At 47.2% G+C, this 19,478-nt stretch carries 19 protein-coding genes; 9 read left to right on the plus strand and 10 right to left on the minus strand.

Going from position 1 to position 19,478, the window contains the following annotated elements:
• Positions 1-38: 38 nt before the first annotated feature.
• Positions 39-1,439, plus strand: a complete 1,401-nt coding sequence (locus tag EJV45_RS16950; RefSeq protein WP_129717562.1) for an exonuclease domain-containing protein — start codon at positions 39-41, stop codon at positions 1,437-1,439.
• Positions 1,440-1,599: 160 nt separating this feature from the next.
• Positions 1,600-1,962 (plus strand): PleD family two-component system response regulator, encoded by a 363-nt coding sequence (locus tag EJV45_RS16955; RefSeq protein WP_129717564.1) that lies wholly within the window; start codon positions 1,600-1,602, stop codon positions 1,960-1,962.
• 5 nt (positions 1,963-1,967) lie between these two features.
• Here the strand turns inward: EJV45_RS16955 and EJV45_RS16960 are convergent, their stop codons facing one another.
• Positions 1,968-2,435 carry a DUF5362 family protein gene (locus EJV45_RS16960; protein ID WP_129717566.1) on the minus strand — a complete coding sequence of 156 codons (468 nt, stop codon included), beginning with the start codon at positions 2,433-2,435 and terminating at the stop codon, positions 1,968-1,970.
• A gap of 150 nt (positions 2,436-2,585) precedes the next feature.
• Here EJV45_RS16960 and ychF point away from each other — a divergent pair, with 150 nt between their 5' ends.
• Entirely contained in the window at positions 2,586-3,686 is a 1,101-nt protein-coding gene (gene ychF / locus EJV45_RS16965; RefSeq protein ID WP_129717568.1) for a redox-regulated ATPase YchF, read from the plus strand.
• A gap of 110 nt (positions 3,687-3,796) precedes the next feature.
• On the opposite strand, the gene EJV45_RS16970 is transcribed toward ychF, so the two are convergent.
• Complete coding sequence (locus tag EJV45_RS16970; protein ID WP_165305095.1) at positions 3,797-4,999, minus strand: NlpC/P60 family protein; 1,203 nt, start codon at positions 4,997-4,999, stop codon at positions 3,797-3,799.
• 145 nt (positions 5,000-5,144) lie between these two features.
• On the opposite strand from EJV45_RS16970, the gene EJV45_RS16975 reads away from it, so the two are divergent.
• The 3 genes from EJV45_RS16975 (at position 5,145) to EJV45_RS16985 (ending at position 8,546) form a co-directional block, all read left to right on the plus strand.
• Positions 5,145-5,624 (plus strand): GtrA family protein, encoded by a 480-nt coding sequence (locus tag EJV45_RS16975; RefSeq protein ID WP_129717573.1) that lies wholly within the window; start codon positions 5,145-5,147, stop codon positions 5,622-5,624.
• An 823-nt stretch (positions 5,625-6,447) separates the two neighbouring features.
• A complete protein-coding gene (locus EJV45_RS16980; RefSeq protein ID WP_129717575.1) occupies positions 6,448-8,070 on the plus strand; it encodes an ABC-F family ATP-binding cassette domain-containing protein in 1,623 nt (540 codons plus the stop codon).
• Between the two features lie 35 nt (positions 8,071-8,105).
• Positions 8,106-8,546, plus strand: coding sequence for a hypothetical protein (locus EJV45_RS16985; RefSeq protein ID WP_129717576.1), 441 nt, complete (start codon positions 8,106-8,108; stop codon positions 8,544-8,546).
• Between the two features lie 69 nt (positions 8,547-8,615).
• Here the strand turns inward: EJV45_RS16985 and EJV45_RS16990 are convergent, their stop codons facing one another.
• Complete coding sequence (locus EJV45_RS16990; RefSeq protein WP_129717578.1) at positions 8,616-9,116, minus strand: peptidylprolyl isomerase; 501 nt, start codon at positions 9,114-9,116, stop codon at positions 8,616-8,618.
• Positions 9,117-9,158: 42 nt separating this feature from the next.
• Positions 9,159-11,183 (minus strand): thioredoxin domain-containing protein, encoded by a 2,025-nt coding sequence (locus EJV45_RS16995; protein ID WP_129717580.1) that lies wholly within the window; start codon positions 11,181-11,183, stop codon positions 9,159-9,161.
• A gap of 73 nt (positions 11,184-11,256) precedes the next feature.
• Between EJV45_RS16995 and EJV45_RS17000 the strand changes: the two genes are divergently transcribed.
• Positions 11,257-12,354 (plus strand): mandelate racemase/muconate lactonizing enzyme family protein, encoded by a 1,098-nt coding sequence (locus EJV45_RS17000; RefSeq protein ID WP_129717582.1) that lies wholly within the window; start codon positions 11,257-11,259, stop codon positions 12,352-12,354.
• A 222-nt stretch (positions 12,355-12,576) separates the two neighbouring features.
• On the opposite strand, the gene EJV45_RS17005 is transcribed toward EJV45_RS17000, so the two are convergent.
• Entirely contained in the window at positions 12,577-13,398 is an 822-nt protein-coding gene (locus EJV45_RS17005) for a glycoside hydrolase family 25 protein (RefSeq protein ID WP_240755321.1), read from the minus strand.
• A 168-nt stretch (positions 13,399-13,566) separates the two neighbouring features.
• Between EJV45_RS17005 and EJV45_RS17010 the strand changes: the two genes are divergently transcribed.
• The gene (locus EJV45_RS17010) at positions 13,567-14,394 is read left to right on the plus strand and encodes a ThuA domain-containing protein (protein WP_129717586.1); all 828 of its coding nucleotides are present in this window, start codon (positions 13,567-13,569) and stop codon (positions 14,392-14,394) included.
• 3 nt (positions 14,395-14,397) lie between these two features.
• Here the strand turns inward: EJV45_RS17010 and EJV45_RS17015 are convergent, their stop codons facing one another.
• Positions 14,398-15,984 (minus strand): M1 family metallopeptidase, encoded by a 1,587-nt coding sequence (locus EJV45_RS17015; RefSeq protein WP_129717588.1) that lies wholly within the window; start codon positions 15,982-15,984, stop codon positions 14,398-14,400.
• 205 nt (positions 15,985-16,189) lie between these two features.
• Between EJV45_RS17015 and EJV45_RS17020 the strand changes: the two genes are divergently transcribed.
• Positions 16,190-16,423, plus strand: a complete 234-nt coding sequence (locus EJV45_RS17020) for a hypothetical protein (protein WP_129717590.1) — start codon at positions 16,190-16,192, stop codon at positions 16,421-16,423.
• A gap of 7 nt (positions 16,424-16,430) precedes the next feature.
• On the opposite strand, the gene EJV45_RS17025 is transcribed toward EJV45_RS17020, so the two are convergent.
• The 4 genes from EJV45_RS17025 to EJV45_RS17040 all read right to left on the minus strand — a co-directional run bounded on the left by EJV45_RS17025 (position 16,431) and on the right by EJV45_RS17040 (position 19,440).
• On the minus strand, positions 16,431-17,405 hold the full coding sequence (locus tag EJV45_RS17025; protein ID WP_129717592.1) for an MlaD family protein: 975 nt from the start codon (positions 17,403-17,405) through the stop codon (positions 16,431-16,433).
• Positions 17,406-17,412: 7 nt separating this feature from the next.
• Positions 17,413-18,183, minus strand: coding sequence for an ABC transporter ATP-binding protein (locus EJV45_RS17030; RefSeq protein WP_129717594.1), 771 nt, complete (start codon positions 18,181-18,183; stop codon positions 17,413-17,415).
• Positions 18,184-18,185: 2 nt separating this feature from the next.
• Positions 18,186-18,968 carry an ABC transporter permease gene (locus EJV45_RS17035; RefSeq protein WP_129717596.1) on the minus strand — a complete coding sequence of 261 codons (783 nt, stop codon included), beginning with the start codon at positions 18,966-18,968 and terminating at the stop codon, positions 18,186-18,188.
• A 238-nt stretch (positions 18,969-19,206) separates the two neighbouring features.
• Entirely contained in the window at positions 19,207-19,440 is a 234-nt protein-coding gene (locus EJV45_RS17040) for a hypothetical protein (protein ID WP_129717598.1), read from the minus strand.
• Between the last annotated feature and the right edge of the window lie 38 nt (positions 19,441-19,478).

Below are 19,478 nucleotides of genomic sequence, written 5' to 3' on the forward strand. Positions count from 1 at the left end.
ATTGCTAATTCTTTTAGCATGTTTCGTAACTTCGAATCATGCTTTACGCTGTTGTCGATATCGAAACTACGGGTGGGTATGCGTCTGCGCATGCGATAACCGAAGTTGCCGTTTTTGTTCATGACGGAAACGACATCATTGATACATATCAGACCCTGGTTAACCCCGGCCAGCATATCCCTTCACACATCACCGCTTTAACTGGTATCGACAATGACATGGTTGCTGAGGCCCCCTATTTCCATGAGGTTGCAGCCGATCTGTTCAGAATATTAGAAGGGAAAGTTTTTGTAGCGCACAATGTAAACTTTGACTATTCATTTTTACGGCACCAGTTCGCGCTGAGCGGATTCAGGCTGGACAGACCAAAACTATGTACGGTGCGGCTCGGCAGAAAAATTCTGCCTGGTCTTCCCTCCTACAGCCTCGGCAGATTATGCCAGTCGCTCGGCATCCAGATCCTGCAAAGGCACCGTGCCGCGGGCGATGCGCGTGCAACAGCGATTTTATTTGGCAAATTACTGGCAGCTGATGCAGAAGATGTTATTGCCGGCATGCTTAAACGTGGCTCGAAGGAACAGAATCTGCCGCCTAATCTGAACAAACAAGACTTTTTGTCGTTACCCGATCTGCCCGGGGTGTATTATTTCAAGAGCGCTAAGGGCAAAATCCTGTATATCGGCAAAGCGTTGAACCTGAGAAAACGGGTAAGCAGCCATTTCAGCGGCAACAGCAAATCGCGGCAGCGCCAGGAATTCCTGAAAAATATCTACGCCATTGAGCACCAGGTTTGCGGCAGCGAACTAATGGCACTCATTCTCGAGGCTACCGAGATTAAACGGTATTGGCCCGAGAACAACCGGGCCATGAAGCGCTACGAGCATAAATATGAATTATACATTTTCGAGGACCAGCGGGGTTACCTCAGGCTTGGCATCGACAAAAGCCGCAAGAATCATATGGCGCTATATGATTTCTCGACAATCGCTGAGGGGCAAAATTTTCTGCAGCGCTTGGTAGAAGACTATGATCTTTGCCACAAACTTTCTTTCATTCATAAAACAAGCGGCGCATGCCAGGCCGTGGCAACCGGAAAATGCAGCGGCGCTTGTACCGGCCATGAGTCTGCAGCATCATACAATCGCCGCGTGAATGCTGCACTTGAACAAACAGAACTTGCGCTGCCATCTTTTTTGATAAGGGAGCAGGGACGAAATCCGGAGGAATCTGCCTGTCTCTGGATTGAGCGCGGGCGTTTCTATGGAATGGGTTATATCTCAAATGATATTGAATACGGACATGTAAACGAACTAAAAAGTTACCTTACGCCCTATCCATCCAACCGCTACATCCTCAATCTGTTATTTGCGCACGCGGCCCGGTTTCCCCAACGGGTTATCAACCTGGGCATCGAAAAGAATGAATTAATTGAGTGCTGACGTTGCATGTTTGAACATAAAAACAGACCTTAGCTGTTTAACTTGTATTCAGCAACTTCCGTAATTATGATCTTTGCGTTTGCACCGCACGCTTATTCTAGTAAACTTAAGTCTGGTTATTCCGGGTTAAAAGCGACATTTTCTGAAAGGAGGCCTTCAAATGACCGTTAAGAAAGTACTCGTCTGTGATGACGACGAGGCCATCCTCGATGTAACTACGCTTGTACTCGAAGACAGCGGATATGAGGTAACACCGGTTATTGAAAGCACACAAATCTACGATGTGATCAGACAGGTAAAGCCGGACCTGCTTCTTCTCGACCTTTGGATGCCAGATCTTTCTGGCGAAGACATCACACGTTTTGTTAAAAGCGATGCTGAGCTGCAAAACATTCCGATCATCATCATCTCTGCCAGCAGCGAAGGCAGGCGAATTGCGGAAGAGATCAAAGCAGACGGTTTTTTACCAAAACCCTTTGATATTGACGGGCTTATTGAGATGGTTGCCCGTTATACAGCTTAAGCTGGTTAAGCTGCCGCGCCTGGCAAAAACATAACCGATAGCAGCGACAGCACGTACAAGACAATGCCAATAATTGTTGCTACTCCCCAAAACTTGAACAGGGATTTCAGGCGGGAAATAGCCAGGTTAAGGCTTTCCTGGTCGCCATACAGTACGCCTTCTGCAGATGCCGATGAATATTTGAAAAGCAACAGGCTCGGGTAAAAAAACAATAGCCCGATAAGCAGGTAAATTACCATAATGCCCGTGCCGCCCAACTGAGCCAGTGGCCCCAGCTGCGCTGCAACCCTTGCATCGGTGTTGAGGAGCGCGCTGATGCCGAAGGCGCCAACCACCATAAAAAACGTAAGAACGAACCCGATAACGGCCAGAAACCTGGACCAACGGCCTATTTCGTACAGGTTGCTTCGCATGTCTTCCGTAACGATCAGTTGCGGATGCTGCTCTGCGGAAGGTGATTCAAATTCGCTCATGTGTTTTTATTTAGCGGCTAAACATACCAAAATAAGTACAGCCCCGGAAGCGATTTTTTCACAACGCAGTTAAAATCTCTTATCTTTGCACCCGTTTCAAACAGGAATAGAATCAAATCTTCTTTTCCGGCAGATATATATAAAATATACATGGCTTTACAATGTGGCATCGTTGGTCTTCCCAACGTAGGCAAATCAACTCTGTTTAACTGTCTTTCGAATGCAAAAGCGCAGGCGGCAAACTTTCCTTTCTGTACCATCGAACCGAACGTCGGTGTAATTACGGTTCCTGATGATCGCCTGACCAGGCTTGCAGAACTGGTGCAGCCACAGCGTGTAGTGCCGAATACGATAGAGATTGTTGATATTGCCGGCCTGGTAAAGGGTGCCTCTAAAGGAGAAGGTCTCGGAAACCAGTTTCTTGGTAACATTCGCGCCACCAATGCAATTATACATGTGCTTCGCTGTTTTGATGACGGCAATGTAATACACGTTGATGGTTCGGTTGATCCGATTCGCGATAAGGAAATCATTGATACCGAATTGCAGCTGAAAGACCTGGACACCGTTGAGAAACGCATTCAGAAAGTCGAGAAAATGGCAAAGACCGGCGGCAATAAGGAAGCAAAAAAGACCTTTGATATCCTGTCTGTTGTCAAGACTCACCTTGAAAGCGGAAAATCGGTTCGTACGGCAGCGCTCTCTGATGAAGATTTCCTGTTTATAGAAGAATTGGGATTGCTTACGCAAAAGCCTGTCCTGTACGTTTGTAATGTTGAAGAAACGTCTGTAGTTGAGGGCAACAATTACGTGAACCTTGTTAAAGACGCTGTGAAAGATGAAAAAGCTGAAGTACTGGTTATTTCTGCTAAAATCGAATCTGAAATTGCGGAACTGGAAAGTTACGAGGAACGTCAGTTATTTCTTGCCGATCTTGGCCTGACTGAATCCGGGGTAAACAAACTGATTCGCGCCGCTTACAAACTTTTGAACCTCTACACGTATTTTACCGCGGGTGTTCAGGAAGTGCGGGCATGGACCATTACCAAAGGATTTACAGCACCACAGGCTGCCGGAGTGATTCACAGTGATTTTGAGAAGGGCTTTATCCGGGCAGAAGTGATTAAATATCAGGATTTCGTTACCCTGGGCTCTGAGAATGCGTGTAAGGAAGCCGGCAAGCTGGGTGTCGAAGGCAAGACTTATCTTGTGGAAGACGGCGACATTATGCATTTCCGCTTCAATGTCTAAATCGGGTGTGTTTATCGCCTCCGGCGGATAGACAGGCCGCCTGCACATCAGGTTAACTAATGACCGCCGAGGAATTGGTCATGGACTCGCCGTCAGCGAACCTTTAATTTTTACGGAATGTTATTATACCAGGGGTGTGCAGCTACCGGTACAATGCCCGCCCTACCGGCCTGGCCAATATATCTGCGGGCAGCTACAAGCGTACGGCTTTGAAAATCGTCATAGTTTGCGCTGTCTTTAATCATGCTGTTGATCCGCACCATCCCGGCCGACTGGATAAATTCCCCATTACCCATGTATATGGCCGTGTGAGAGATCCGGCCGTTTCCACCGCGGCTTTTTGCCGCAGAGAAAAACAGAAGATCGCCCGGCTGCAGATTTTTCAGACTTTTTGCAACATCGAGCGTATCTGCAGTCAGGATGGGCACTTCTTCTCCAACCAAAACCTGCTGGGAAGCATCGCGCGGAATGATCACGCCGTTCAGGAAAAAACTCGTTTTTGTAAAACCGCTGCAATCGACACCTTTGACAGACGTGCCGCCCCACAGGTATGGGACACCGAGCAATGTACGGGCAACCGCCAGAATGTTCGCGGCAGTGGGTTTTGCGGTTTCAATCCACCTATAGTAAGGTTCGACAAGGGTGTTGGCTACATAAGCTTCGCGCCCATCGGGAAACCGCACCTGCGTAAACCGTTTCCTTTTGCCGGTAACCTGCAGAATATTGCCGGCAACGAGATCAGAAACGCGCGCCGCGGATGGGCGTGGTTCCGATAGTGCATGCGCATAATCGGCGGTAACGACCACGCGTTCAGATTGCTGCCATGCTTTAAAATCGGCGTCAGCCAGCGGCGTTACTGCCGCCGCATCAACCCACGACACGTAATGATCCGGGGTACGTACAATATAGTAACCGCCCTGCCTTTTCAAAATTTCTACGGGCATACCCAGGAGTCCCTGCGTCATCATTTCGGCAGCATTTCTGGGTTGAGCGCGGTTGTTGCTTACCGAGACGTTAATAAGACCCCGCTCGGGGAGGCCGGATGTTAAAGCGGGCAACAGGGTAATTTGCGCATGTAAAGCCGCATAATTGGTCGCTATTACGGTCGAAACTTTTTTAAACGCCGCTTCATTGCTGGTTTCAAAAATGAGGCTGTCATTCCGTACACGATAACTAAAATAATCGTCTCGTGCATCGGGTACAAGCTCAAGCTGCATCTGCGTCATCACTTTGCGCAATGCAAGCGTATCATACTGGGCGACAGCCGCATTGAAACAAAAAACAAGCAGGAAACACAGCAGTTTTGATTTCATTGTACAAGGATAAGCATTAAAACAAAGCGATGAGCAAGACATCAAAATTGATACGCGGGGCCAATTACAAACAGTAAAATTATTTTTCAAACCCAAAGCTGATATCTAACTTGCGCCTTTTACCGCCGGTTAGCCGGAGCAACACATGCGAAAAACCCTCCTCAAAATCATTGACTTTTTTCACCCGCCGTTTTCCCGGCTGATTCCTATCCATACTTTCCGGTACCTGGCATCTGGCGGAACCACGGCTCTGATGGGTGTACTCATCTATTTTCTTGCCTACAATTACATTCTGCGGCAGGAGAATATTCATTTGCCTTTCGTCATGATCACTGCGCCGATCGCCGCGCTGATCATTGAGCTTTGCATTACCTTTCCCATGGGTTTTTTGCTCAACAAATACCTCGTTTTTACCCAGTCGACCCTGCGCGGCAGGCAGCAGCTTTTTCGTTATGCGACTGTTGTTTTGATGAATATTCTGCTAAACTATGCGCTGATCAAACTGATGGTAGAAACACTTCACTTCTATCCCACTATCGCCAAATTCATCACAACCTGCCTGCTGACCATCTTCAGCTATTTCTCACAAAAACACTTTTCGTTTAAAGGAGGGAAAGGGGGGTGAAAGTGGCTTTTTAAGTTTACCTTGAGCGTCACTATTGTCCGGAAAAGTTTTGCGAAAATATCACTCTTCGCTTTTCAATAAATGTAGAGCTGTGGTATCGAACCGCTCACCGCCGCGGGGACTCCTTCTTTTTCTTGGAAAAGAAGCACCTGAGGCATAGCCGAAAGCGTTCGTACCATTTGAAATAACATGAAAGAGACGAACAAACCGCTCCGGCTGTGTATCTCTTCTTACATAAAAGCATCAAAAGTCCGACGGCGGCGGGAAAAGGCCCGGATGTTTTCAGCTCCAGACGCAAAACGGCGTTATGAGTGGTTATGCGCTATGGTCTTGGTTCATGATTCGTTACTCCTTATTCCCAAAGAGTTCCCCTCCTTGGTTCTTCTCAACCTCCTAAGAACAGTGCAAGACTTTTAATACTTTTCTGCGGCGAAAAGATACAAGGCCGGGTCGCACGTATCATTGGCAGTAATCGGGCAAATCCCTAATCAAGACCCCTGACTGTACGTAAAACCCACAGACAGAATATTCAGGGGGCTTGGTTTAGAAAACTCAGGCAAATAGTGCTTTAAGACTGTTCAGAAGGATCTTATTTTGTTCTTAAATTTCTACCGGACAACAATGAGTTGTAGGTCATAAGTTTTACGTTGTAATATGTGCAGGCCGAGTTACCGTTTACGGCACTTTCGCTTCTCAGTACAGACATAGACTACGCTGTACCTCCCGCGCGGTTATCCAAATACGAGGTACGGAGCACTATGTACGTCCGTAACTCCGCCCCTACCATAAAAATGCCTATCTTTGCGGCTTATTTGCAATTCACATGATTTCAGTATCCAATTTATCGCTGCGTTATGGCAAGCGGACCCTTTTCGAAGATGTAAACCTTAAGTTCACACAGGGGAACTGTTATGGGGTGATCGGTGCAAACGGTGCAGGTAAGTCGACATTCCTGAAAATACTTTCCGGGGAGGTTAGCCAGACATCCGGCACGGTAAGTTTTACGCCTGGCGAACGGATGGCTGTTCTCAAGCAAAATCACTATGAGTTTGACGAATTCAGCGTAATCGAAACGGTTATGATGGGGCACAAGGAACTTTATGACATCATGAAGGAAAAGGACGCCATCTATATGAAAGAAGATTTCACCGAAAAAGATGGCGAGCGTGCCGGCGAACTGGAGAATCTTTTTGCCGAAATGGATGGCTGGAACATGGAAAGCAATGCAGCGACCATGCTGAGTAACCTTGGCATCAGGGAAGCTGATCACTATAAGTTGCTGAAGGAGCTTGATGGTAACCAGAAAGTTCGCGTGCTTCTGGCACAGGCCCTGTTCGGCAATCCCGACATTCTTTTACTGGACGAGCCTACCAACGACCTCGATATTGACACGATTGCCTGGCTTGAAAACTTCCTGGCAGATTATCAGAACATCGTGCTGGTGGTGTCTCACGACCGTCACTTCCTCGACGCCGTGTGTACGCATATTGTAGATATCGACTTCAGTAAGATGACCATCTTTACCGGGAACTATACATTCTGGTACGAATCAAGTCAGCTTGCTTTAAAACAGCGCAGTGACCAGAACAAGAAACTGGAAGAGAAAGTTAAAGAGCTTCAGGAATTTATACGCAGATTCAGCGCCAATGCGTCCAAATCCAAACAGGCAACCTCACGTAAGAAAGCGCTTGATAAAATTGATCTTAATGAGATCAAACCTTCAAGCAGGAAATACCCGGCTATCATTTTTAATAACCAGGGCCGCGAAGCGGGCGATCAGATCCTGCAGGTAGAAAATCTGGGTGCCAGCCTGAATGGCGAAGTGCTGTTTGATAAGGTAACCTTTATGGTAAATAAGGGCGATAAGATTGCCGTGTTGTCTCAAAACAGTCTTGCAACGACCGCTTTCTATAACATTCTGAGCGGCCGGGACACCGATTTTAAAGGCGAATTTAAATGGGGTGTGACCATACAGACAGCTGATATACCAAATGACAACTCTGCTTACTTCGCAGGGAAGGATCTCAACCTGGTCGACTGGCTGCGCGAATATTCAGACTCCGACAAAGACGAACAGTTTATCCGCAGTTTCCTGGGCAGGATGCTTTTCTCCGGTGAAGAAGTATTGAAAAATACCAAGGTGCTTTCAGGTGGCGAGAAAATGCGTTGTATGTTTTCGCAGATGATGCTGAAGCAGGCGAATGTGCTCTTGTTTGATGAACCGACCAACCACCTCGATCTCGAATCAATCACGGCACTGAATAACGGCATGCAGGATTTCAGAGGTACATTTTTATTCACCTCGCGTGACCACGCATTGACGGAATCTGTTGCCAACAGGATTATCGAGATTACGCCAAAAGGTACCATCGATAAATTGATGAGTTATGACGAGTATATTACCAATCCGGATGTGCTTAGGCAGCGGGAAGAGTTATACCGTTAACAGGAATGTGTATATTTGTTAGAAAGGACTAACTTATGCTACGTAAAATTCTTTTTCTTTTTCTTATGGCCGGCGGACTTGCGGCACAGGCTCAGCACAACCCTGACGACCTGATCGAGTCTGCAAACTGGGATGTAATTGGCGGCGTCGATTTCAAGACACCGAACGACAATGAAATGTACGCCGTATACAATGCTAACATTAAAAAATATGAGAATAAACCGTTTGAACTATACGGTTATATCGTTCCCATAAAAGATGGCATGAAACAACAAAAATTCATGTTGTCTACGCTTCCGATCAATCAGTGTTTCTACTGTGGGAAGAACGGCGTTCCCATCATGGTGATGGTAGAACTTACCGAGGCTGTTAAGTTTACGTACAAACCCGTTACTGTAAAGGGCATTCTTAAATTAAACAAAGGTAATGCGATGGACGGCCCACCAATTGTGCTGGCCGCGGCAAAATCGATCTAATTCTGTTTATTGCAAATAAAAAAGGCTGCATTTTTAAGAAACGCAGCCTTTTTTATGCGGTATTTTATACTAGTGTCCGGAATGGCCGTCTACACCATGGGCGTGGCCATGGTTCAGTTCATCCTGGGTAGCTTCACGAACTTTTAGAATTTCACCACTGAATATCAGGTTCTTGCCTGCCATCGGGTGATTAAGGTCTACAGAAACGGTTGTCTCATTTACGCCTGTAACACCGGCGCGGAACTGGTTTCCGTTGTTATCCTGCAACGGAATCACGTCACCAACCTTTGGCAGTTCCACTTCCTGGAACATCTCTACCGGAAGGTCTGCATAGGCACCCGGATCAAGCTCACCGTAGCCATCAGCAGCGGTCAGCTCGAAGCTGTAGGTATCGCCTTCCCCGAGGCCTGTCAGGTGCTCCTCGAATTTAGGAAGCATCATGCCAACGCCGTATAAGAAAACGAGCGGCTGTTCTGCATCAGCTTTCTCTACAAATACCTGCTGTCCTTCTTCGTTGGTGGTGTGCAATTCGTACGTTAATCCTACAACTGAATTGGGTTGAATTTTCATGTATATTTTGTTTTAAGATAATGAACCGCCAAATTTAACGGTTCAGGAATTTGTTTTTTCTATGAGCTGGACTGCCTCTTCGGCCGTTTGAACAGGCAACTGGCAAACCTTGTTGCGGCAAATATAGATTTTTGTTTCAATGCTTTGTTTATCCTTCAACAATGGCAGCGTACTTTTTGTTCCGCCAAGCACAATTTTGTTGGGAATGTAATGACTGTTCAGGGCCTCACGCTCCTGTTGCTGGTTATCTCCGCTGAAAGCGATCTCATTCCAGCCTTTAACTTCGTTCATAAGCTGGATAGCCCAGTTCGAATACGCTGAGCCGTATGTTTTGATCTGCGGATGCACGGCTGCAAGCATTGCCGCTGCCCGGTCAGACAAATCCTCCCGGTCAAAGCAGATACCCAGACGCCTCAGATTCTGGGCCATAACCGAATTTGAGGAAGGAATTACATTATCCATCACTTCATGTTTTCTGGCTATGAGGGCCTCATTGCTGGCCGGCGTATAAAAAAACAATGCCCCGTCGGGATCGGTAAACGCTCTAAGTACCGTTTCTGTGAGTTCGAGCGCCTGGAGCAACCAGCGCTCTTCAAAACCAGCTTCGTAAAGCGAAATGAGGCCGTCGATAAAAAATGCGTAATCGTCAAGAAATCCAGGGATAGACACCTTTCCACTTTTAAAGTTCCGGTATAAGATCCCCTGCTCATCAATCATCCTGTCGATGATAAAATCGGCTGCTCTTGCCGCAAGCGCATAATAGCGGCTGTCGGAGAACACCTGTGATGCATCTGCCAGGGCTTTGATGGCCATGCCATTCCAGGCGGTTAGACACTTATCATCGAGGCCGGGGCGCACGCGTCTGCTCCGCTCGTCAAGCAGCAATGCATTTGCACGTGCTACCTTTTCCTTCAGCTCTTCAAGACCGATCTGAACATCTCTTGCAAAATCTTCATCAGTTGATTTTCGCAACAGAATGTTTGTTTCCTCTTCTTCCCAGTTACCTGTTGCGGTAACATGGTAATAATGCGCCAGCAAGGGTGCATCAGGTCCGAGCAGCGCATCAAACTCTTCACGCTGCCATACGTAAAACTTACCTTCTACACCTTCGCTGTCGGCATCAAGGGCAGAATAAAAGAGGCCCTCTTCAGATAACATTTCTCTTCTGAGCCATTCGATGGTTCCGGTTGCTACTTCGCGGAATAACGGCAGCCTGGTATACTGCCATGCTTCGGCATACAGGCCTATAAGCTGGGCATTGTCGTACAGCATCTTTTCAAAATGCGGTACGTGCCATTTACCATCTACTGAATAACGGGCAAAGCCACCGCCAATCTGATCGTAAATTCCACCGAGTGCCATTTTTTCAAGAGTAAGTAAGGTGGCTACACCCGGGGCATCATGATCGAAGAGAAAACTATAGCGAAGCAGAAAAGTCCAGTTGTTTGGCAGCGGAAACTTTGGTGAGCGGTTGTATCCACCGTCGGCCATGTCAAAACGCCGCTGCCAGGGTTCCAGTATGTCGGCAAGATCGGCCTGGGTGTAATCAGGCTGAATTTGTGCAGGCATAAACCGTTCACTTTCTTCAATACCGGCGGTGAGACGCCCGGCGTAAGCCATCGCTTTTTCGGGTTCCTCAGCCCATAACCGCGCCACATGCATCAGCACATTGATCCAGTCATCTTTTCGAAAATATGTTCCCCCATAGATCGGCCGCTGGTCGGGCAAACAGATGCAGTTAAGGGGCCAGCCGCCGCCGCCGGTCATCAGCTGCACGGCATACATATAGATCTGGTCAATATCTGGCCGCTCTTCGCGGTCGACCTTGATGCACACAAAATACTGGTTCATAACCTCGGCGACCTCCGGACGTTCGAAACTTTCACGTTCCATGACGTGGCACCAATGGCATGCGGAGTATCCAATACTAACGAGAATAAGTTTTTGTTCGGTACGCGCTTTTTCGAGCGCCTCCGGGCCCCACTCAAACCAGTCTACCGGATTGTGGGCATGCTGCAACAAATAGGGCGACGATGCGTGGATCAGTCGGTTGGGTTCATGATTCATCTTATAAAGGTAAGCAGATTTGACCGCCCTTTGTTTTTTATGGTTTATCTTTAGTGCAGCAAAGACCTGCATTATGAAAATTACGCACACCGAAATCTACCGTTTCAGTATCCCTATCGAACCCTTTACCATTGCAACCGGAACCCTTGAATTTGCGCAAAATGTACTTGTAAGGATTTATACCGACAACGGACTTTTCGGCAGCGGCGAATGTTCAGCCTTCCCGATGATTGTCGGCGAAACGCAGGAAACATGTTTGGCCATGGCAAGAGATTTTGCAAAGATCTGGAAAGGCAAAAATCCGCTGGAGATTCCGGAGCGAATGGCCGATCTGCTTGCTTACGCTGACCACAATACAACGATAAATAGCGCTTTCGACATGGCGCTGTTTGATATCTCTGCAAAACATGCCGGAGTACCGCTCTATCGTTTCCTTGGTGGAGAAAAAAGAACTATCGAAACGGATATGACCATTGGCATCGCAACACCGGAACAAATGGCCGCCACGGCGGCGGCATATGTCGAAAACGGTTGCAGAATTATCAAAATAAAGCTGGGAAAAGATGTTCCTACCGATCTGCAGCGCGTAGAAGCAATAAGAAACGCCGTAGGCAGTGATGTGACAATCAGACTCGATGCCAACCAGGGCTGGTCTTTTGACGAGGCGCTTTATGCCCTGGGTGAGCTTGAGGCCTTTAATATTGAATTCTGCGAACAGCCCATGCGGACGTGGTATGATGACCGCCTTCCGGAATTAAAGCTGAATGTTCCTGTGAGGATCATGGCTGATGAAAGCTGCTACAACCATCATGATGCGCGCAAACAGATCAACAGCCAGTCTTGCGACTACCTTAATATCAAGTTTGCGAAATCGGGCGGCATTTTAGGCGCCCAAAAAATTCATGAAGTGGCACTGCAAAACGGCGTCAAGTGTATGATCGGCAGTATGATGGAAAGCCGGCTGGCTCTGACCGCCAACCTGCATTTCGCACTGGCAAGTCCGAACGTCGTATTTTTTGATCTCGACACCTGCCTGCTTGGTCATAAAGTTGATCCGATTATCGGCGGACTGACTTATACCGGCTTCGAACTGCATGTGCCTGAGGTGGAAGGGATCGGCGCTGATGTTGACGAATATTTTCTGGAAAAATGTGATCGGTGGGTGGTGTAGGGGGCTGACAGGCTCTTAGTCCTTTAGTCCTTCCGGATTTGCAATCCGGAAGCATTGAGAGGCGGATATTTTATCCGCAAAACCCGGATACAAATCCGGGCTGACATAAGCGGATACCTTATCCGCATAATAAAATATAAGCCAATCTCGAATCGGCCCCTCAACTACCACAGCTCACAAACCGGGCTAACATTGGCAGTTGTGTTTATCATCATTGAAAAATTAACGGATTCGTAGCCTTTCGAGCGCCAGGCTGCCGCCGTTGAATGCATTAAAGTCTACCACATGCTGGATACCGTTTACCCTGGCTTTATCGGAGTGCTGCCAGAAATGCCATTTAGTTTTTGATGAGATGCGCAACCGCGGCTGGTAATAGTGTGCAATCCACAACGGATACGAATCAAAGTGCCCCTCAAGATGGTCCTGAAAAAATTTCAATCCCGTATAGATGATCGGCTTTGAACCCGTTCGCAATTCCATGTAAGCAAGAAAATCGGCAAGTTCGCCGCGCATTTTGGCGGGACTCGCACCATCCAGGGTTTCGATATCTACTACAGGCAGCAGGTCACCCTTTTCAAACCCAACAACCTGCAGGAAAAAGCGGGCCTGTGCCTTTCCATCACGCATGGGCCTGAAAAAATGATAGGCGCCGCAGAGTAGTCCGGCCTTTGGCGCCTCCCGCCAGTTGCGCTGAAAAAACCGGTCTACCTTTAGAAGTCCTTCGGTAGCTTTTATAAAGGCAAATCTGATCCGCACACCGTCTTCCTCCATATGTGCTACGCGTTGCCAGTCTATTTTATCCTGATAATACGACACATCAATACCGTGGATCTCGTGTCTGCGGGGAATGCGGATTCCGAAACTCTCATACTTTCTGTATTCGGGATCACCGGCAGGGTCGCGAAGCCAGTTCCAGGCTGCAGAAAAACCTTTCAATACATATCCATAATAAAAGGGTGACAGCAATATCAGGGCAAGACACACCAGGCCGACCCTGGCATACGTTGGAAAGGGTTTACCTTTCTTTTTCCGGCCGCGCTTCAAAGGGGTTTTACGCGCAGTCGGCTGTGCTGTCTTTTGTCTGGGTTTTGCTGGTCTGCTCGGCTTCTCCACATACAAACATACACAATGGCTCCCGCCCCGCCATACACAAAGCCAGCCATTCAGGCATCTGTATGATATTGAAGGACATTTTTTTCACTAATTTGCGGCATGTTCCAGAAACTTTCAACATTGCCGACCGCTGCTTTTATCATGATCGCAATCATATGCTCCTCTGTTGCCCAGGGCAAAGGAGTTAAAGTGCTCGCCTTTTACAGCGCGAAAAATGACCAGGCTCACATCAGTTTTGTAACGGAGGCCAATGCCTGGTTGCTGGAAGCAGCGCGTAAGTATGGGTTTAGCTACCGGTCCACCAATAACTGGTCAATGCTTAACCGCGATTCCCTGCGCAACTATAATCTGATCATGTTTTTAGATGCCCGACCTGAAGATGCAGCACAGCGCGCAGCGTTTCAGCAATACATGGAGCAGGGCGGCGCCTGGATCGGTTTTCATTTTGCAGCATTTGCGCTTAGCCCCTCCGCATACCCCGAAAACTGGCCCTGGTACCACAAGCAATTCCTGGGTTCAGGAGAATACGCAGGCAATACCTGGCGCCCGGTTCCGGCGACACTTCGCGTGGAGCAACCAAAACACCGCTATTTTAAAGGCTTTCCGGCTACGTTCAAATCTTCCGCGAATGAATGGTACAAATGGAAAAATGACCTCCGCAAAAACAATGATATCGAAGTGTTATTATCGGTAGATCAATCGAGCTTTCCGCTCGGCACCGGACCAAAGCAACACGAAATATGGCACGAGGGCGATTATCCCGTGGTATGGCGCAACAAAAAGTATCGCATGCTCTACATCAATATGGGGCATAACGATATCGACTATGAACATGCACCGCATAACAAATCATTGTCATCTACCTTTTCAAGCGCGGAGCAGAACGCATTGCTCATCCGCGCTATACAGCGCCGTGCCGGAAAATAGTTTTTACCTGAAGTCGCCCTCTTTATTAAGCAGGCTGAAATACTGATCCAGTTTCATACCGAGGCTTTCTTCGAACGACTTCTGGAGATCGCCCGGTTGCGGATGTTTTCCGTTCCATTTATTGAAATAGCTTTGAAAGGCTTTATCAATTTTTTCCCTGCCAACCTGCGATTCAAGAATATATACCCACAGCGCGGGTTTGAGATATGAACTCATGCTGTAAGCGTCTGATGTACTGAATTTTTCGGCCGACTTATCGATGGCATCGGGCATGGGCACGTTAGACAGCGCATTGTATATCGTAGCCTGAAAATCTTTGGTTGGCAGTGCTTTTATATTTGCAGGAATCTTATCGCCAAAAACAGAGTTACCTTTGTATTTTTCGGCCTCATACCTGAACTGAAAGTAGGTATTCAGTCCTTCATCCTGCCAGGCATGTTTGCGTTCATTGCTGCCCAGCATACTCATAAACCAGTTATGCCCTACCTCATGTGCAATTACAGCGTCTAACGATTCAACCTTTGCATCAGGACTGGTGATCAGCGTAATTGTCGGATATTCCATACCACCGCTTGCATTGTTTTTTGGCCCTTCTACAACCTGAACTACGGGGTACGCATATGTTCCAACCCAGGCGCTGTACTTTTTAACCGCATCGTTCGTATAATCGATGCTATTAACCCAAAGGGTATTCGGCTTATTGTGATAATACGTAAAGGCGTCAATCACCTTACCGCCAGCTACCTGAGCTGTGTCATACTGAATAACCAGGTCTTTATCTGCAAACCACGCAAAGTCCGGAACGTGCGTGAGGGTATAGTTGAGCGTTTTCGTTGCGCCCTTTGATTTTACCTGGTATAGCTCGGGCTTACCTGAACGGTTCTTTGCGTTCCTGGATCCGACGGCCTTGTATTGGTCAGCCTCTTCTTTGGTATTCAGTGTGCCGGAAGCTGCTACGACGTAGTTTGAGGGAACGGTGATGTTTACATCAAAATCAGCGAATTCACTATAGAACTCTCCCATATCAAGGTAAGGAAACTCATGCCAGCCATCACGGTCAAACACTGCCGGTTTAGGGTACCATTGGCATAGCATGAACTGACCGTCAGCAAAGCCTGATCTTGAAAAATAAGATGGCAATTTTACAGTAAATGGTGTTGTAATCGTACAAGACTCGCCGGGTTTAAGTGCCTGTGGAAGTTTTACTTTAATTACATCAATATAATCCGGATTGCTGTGTGGTTCAGTAACCGCACCTTTCCCGTTTACCTTGAAGGCCAGCCCCTCGATGCTGCCGGGCGTATACTTGCCAAGCTTCTCAGATCTTGAAGTGTCAGCTTTAAGTTGTTTAAAAAGCGCGGTGTTTTCACTTTTGTAGGCGTTTGGCCAGATGTGAAACCAGATAAATTCAAGCGTTTGCGGTGAGTTGTTTTTGTACACAATACTTTCGGTTCCCCTGATTGTATTTTCTTTCGTATTCAGGGTTACATCGATTTTATATTTAAGTGCCTGCTGCCAGTAAGCTGTGTCCTGTGCAAAGGCAAAAATTGAATAGCTTAATAAAATAAAGAGAAAAGCTGATTTCTTCATGGAATACGATTAAAGGGGTTCTATGATTGTTCGAAGATGAAAGACACACAATAGCATCTGGATTCTAAACAGGCCGGGCCTGACGCTGTTTGCTATTTTTGTAAATTTATGAGATGCCGCGAATCAGACCACAGCTGACCAGGGTGGAGTTTCTAAGTTGGAGGTATTAGGTTGTAAGTTTTAAGTTGTAGGTATTAAGTTGAAAGTGAAAAGTTCAAAGTTCAAAGCCCTGGGCGCAGAAGTCCCCAATGAGATTAAAGAGAAAAGAACCAAGATGAACGACCACGGCGCAAAACCGGCCATGCGCCATGCAGGGTATGCGCCCCATCTAAATACGAAGTACGAATGGCTAAATACCCTTTCTAAAGACTCATATCTCACATCTCAAATCTCCTTCAATGCCTCGTCTAAATACGAAATACGAATGGCTAAATACTAAAAACACATTACTGTTTCTGTGCGTCTTTTTCCTTCTTTCTAAAATAGCCCCTGAACAGAAAATTACTTTGCAAGGCCTTGAGGTTCTCATCCAGTTTCTGGCTGCTGCTCTCAAGGTTTTGCATAATGCTGCGCACCTGTTGGGCGGCCTTCGGATCGTTCAATAACATACCGGCGGCATTGTCTGTCTGGTTCAATTTGCCGCTTGCCCGATCCAGATTTTCGGTAATTGCTGATGCTGACCGCGCGGTCTTTTGCAATTCGTCTACCGAAGCATTCAGTTTTGCAAATACCGCTGTATCGGTAAACAGTTTGTCTGCAAGGCCATTTGGTGTATTCACCTTGCGGCTGAATGCACCAAGTTCTGCAGCCATGGAATTTACTGCTCCTGATGTTTTCTGAAGATTACTTACCATACTGCGAAAGTCGTTGGCTATCTGTTCATCAGTTAACAGCGCACCTGCTGCACCCTTGCCGTCTACCAGCCCTTTTGAAAGCGTCTTGAAGTCTGTAGTTATTTCGACCAGGTTTTTGTTGTTAACCTGCAAAGTTTTCATGATGTCGTCGGTGCTCAGTGTGGTATTAACCTGGAGCCTGTCGCCGTCTTCCACGAAAGGGAATTTCAATGTGCCGCCGGTTAGCACGATGATCTTGTTACCGATCAGGCCATCAGAACTGATACTTGCTTTCGCGTCTTTATGAATATAGCGGTGTGCTTCCTCTTCAATGCTTAAAAACACCTGAACCTGAGAGGTGCCGAAAAAGCGGATCTTTTTAATGGTCCCGATTTTAACACCAGAGAACCATACGTTGTTACCTGCCTTTAAACCCTGTATATCATTAAAGACCACATCTACAGTAAAACTCTTTACAAACGCTTTTTTCTGACTGCCCAGCGTGAAGACGCCAATCACAAAAATGAGGAGGCCAAGGAATATGAATAGTCCTACGGTGATTTTTCGGCGGTTTTCTGATACCTGCATAAATAGCTTATTGAATAAAATTGTAATCGTAAAATGTTTTGACGCGTTCGTCGTCGGTATTAAATACTTCTTCAAATGTTCCCTGCCGCTGAAAAGTGCCATCGAGCAGCATGGCAACCCTGTCGCCTACAGCTTTCGCGCAGGTAAGGTCGTGCGTGATAACGATCGAACTGGTATGAAAACGTTCCTGAACCTCGTTAATCAGGCCGTTTATTTCAAGGCAGGTTATAGGGTCGAGGCCTGCTGTCGGCTCATCATAAAGCATGATATCCGGCTGCAGAATTAATGTTCTGGCTATGCCTATCCGCTTACGCTGCCCGCCTGAAAGTTCTGATGGCATCTGGTTAAGCGTCTGCAGCAGACCAACGGCGTCGAGTACGCGCTCCACTTCGGCAGCTACCTCCCCTTTCGTCAGATTTCTGCGGTTGCGGACAAGGGGAAATTCTAGGTTCTGTCTCACAGTCATGCTGTCATACAGCGCACTGTTCTGAAACGAGAAGCCCACCCGTAGACGCAGGCTGAGCAAAGACTTGTAATCGATCTTGTCCACTTCGCTGCCGAGCACCTTTACGCTCCCCGAATCGGCATTTAACAGGCCAACGATTATCTTGATCAGCACCGACTTACCCGTGCCCGACTTTCCCAGTACCACCAGGTTTTCGCCACGGTATAAATCAAGATTTACGCCCTGCAATACATGGTAGTTCCCAAAAGACTTGTGCAGATCGCGAATTTCTACGACCCGCTCTCTTACACCGGTTTTATCTGTTACATCCATGATCAGGTGCGGAATAAACCAAAAAACTGAACAGTAATTACTTCCTCCACGAACACGAGAAACATACCGGTTACCACCGCCGCATTTGCAGCTTTGCCCACACCCTCAGTCCCTTTCGAAGAGTTATACCCCTGGTAACAGCCCACCATACCAATGGTGAAGCCAAACAGCACCGCCTTGATCGTAGAGGCAATGACATCAAGAAAAGTTATGGATTCGAGCGAGGATGAGAAGAAGGCTTGCCAGCTGGTTTCTTCATTTGTATACACATTAAGCAAAGCACCAAGCATGCCCACCATAGCGGTGTAGAAGGTCAGGATAGGAATGGTAATTGTAGCGGCGAGCACACGTGTGGAAACTAAAAATTTGAAGGGATTTGTCGCAGAGACCTCCATGGCGTCGATCTGCTCGGTAACGCGCATTGACCCAAGCTCAGCACCAATGCTGGAGCCTACTTTTCCGGCTGCAATCAATGCGGTTAATAAAGGTGCCAGCGTACGCAGGAGCGCGATACCCACCAGAGAAGGAAGCCAGGATGTTGCCCCAAACTCGGCAAGCGAGGGCCGCGACTGTTTCGTAAACACCACACCCGTTATAAATCCGGTTAGGGAAATCAGCAACAATGAGCGGTAGCCAATATCATAACACTGACGCATCAGCTCCTTACCTTCATAGGGCGGTAGAAAGGCCTCTTTGAAAAACCTTCCGATAAACTGCCACACGTCGTATAACACCAGGAACATCCTGCTGATGCGACCGGGCTTTTTTTCGTTGTCTTCTGCCATTGAATTAGAAATTCGTATCCTCTTTATTTAACGCGGAAAGAACCTGAATAGATGACTCATGGATACAGAAATTCTGTCTTTTGGTAAATAATCTGAGCTATAACAAAAAAATATTGCTTCTGTTTCGGCCTTTCTGCAATTTGAGGGCCAAGGTAAAAAAACTGACGCTTATATCAGAATAGTCAAAGTGAATAATATATTTAATATCAGCATCGCAATCAAACGGTCTGTCATCAGCTTAGTCTGCTTCTTCAATGGCAACCGAAATCGAATGGACACTTAATGAATCAAGTGTGCCCCATACCTGCTCCCACTCCCCGTAGGTGTTTTTCCAGAGCACAGCAATGCGGTGTTCATCCAGGTAACAGGTAAAATGAGGTCCATCCGGTCCGGCTTCCTTATGAACTTCGAGTTCTTCAGAGAGGTAATCTACATGAGCCTCGATTTTGAAACGTTTTGATGTTTGCTCCATGATTCAGGGCATTAGCATTTATGAGGAGCGATTAGTTA

The organism is Pedobacter sp. SYP-B3415 (assembly GCF_004138205.1).
Taxonomy (GTDB): domain Bacteria; phylum Bacteroidota; class Bacteroidia; order Sphingobacteriales; family Sphingobacteriaceae; genus Pedobacter.

Coding starts and splice junctions, on each gene's coding strand:
- EJV45_RS16950 (WP_129717562.1), top strand. CDS start 39: ATGCTTTACGCTGTTGTCGATATCGAAACTACGGGTGGGTATGCGTCT.
- EJV45_RS16955 (WP_129717564.1), top strand. CDS start 1,600: ATGACCGTTAAGAAAGTACTCGTCTGTGATGACGACGAGGCCATCCTC.
- EJV45_RS16960 (WP_129717566.1), bottom strand. CDS start 2,435: ATGAGCGAATTTGAATCACCTTCCGCAGAGCAGCATCCGCAACTGATC.
- ychF (WP_129717568.1), top strand. CDS start 2,586: ATGGCTTTACAATGTGGCATCGTTGGTCTTCCCAACGTAGGCAAATCA.
- EJV45_RS16970 (WP_165305095.1), bottom strand. CDS start 4,999: ATGAAATCAAAACTGCTGTGTTTCCTGCTTGTTTTTTGTTTCAATGCG.
- EJV45_RS16975 (WP_129717573.1), top strand. CDS start 5,145: ATGCGAAAAACCCTCCTCAAAATCATTGACTTTTTTCACCCGCCGTTT.
- EJV45_RS16980 (WP_129717575.1), top strand. CDS start 6,448: ATGATTTCAGTATCCAATTTATCGCTGCGTTATGGCAAGCGGACCCTT.
- EJV45_RS16985 (WP_129717576.1), top strand. CDS start 8,106: ATGCTACGTAAAATTCTTTTTCTTTTTCTTATGGCCGGCGGACTTGCG.
- EJV45_RS16990 (WP_129717578.1), bottom strand. CDS start 9,116: ATGAAAATTCAACCCAATTCAGTTGTAGGATTAACGTACGAATTGCAC.
- EJV45_RS16995 (WP_129717580.1), bottom strand. CDS start 11,183: ATGAATCATGAACCCAACCGACTGATCCACGCATCGTCGCCCTATTTG.
- EJV45_RS17000 (WP_129717582.1), top strand. CDS start 11,257: ATGAAAATTACGCACACCGAAATCTACCGTTTCAGTATCCCTATCGAA.
- EJV45_RS17010 (WP_129717586.1), top strand. CDS start 13,567: ATGTTCCAGAAACTTTCAACATTGCCGACCGCTGCTTTTATCATGATC.
- EJV45_RS17015 (WP_129717588.1), bottom strand. CDS start 15,984: ATGAAGAAATCAGCTTTTCTCTTTATTTTATTAAGCTATTCAATTTTT.
- EJV45_RS17025 (WP_129717592.1), bottom strand. CDS start 17,405: ATGCAGGTATCAGAAAACCGCCGAAAAATCACCGTAGGACTATTCATA.
- EJV45_RS17030 (WP_129717594.1), bottom strand. CDS start 18,183: ATGGATGTAACAGATAAAACCGGTGTAAGAGAGCGGGTCGTAGAAATT.
- EJV45_RS17035 (WP_129717596.1), bottom strand. CDS start 18,968: ATGGCAGAAGACAACGAAAAAAAGCCCGGTCGCATCAGCAGGATGTTC.
- EJV45_RS17040 (WP_129717598.1), bottom strand. CDS start 19,440: ATGGAGCAAACATCAAAACGTTTCAAAATCGAGGCTCATGTAGATTAC.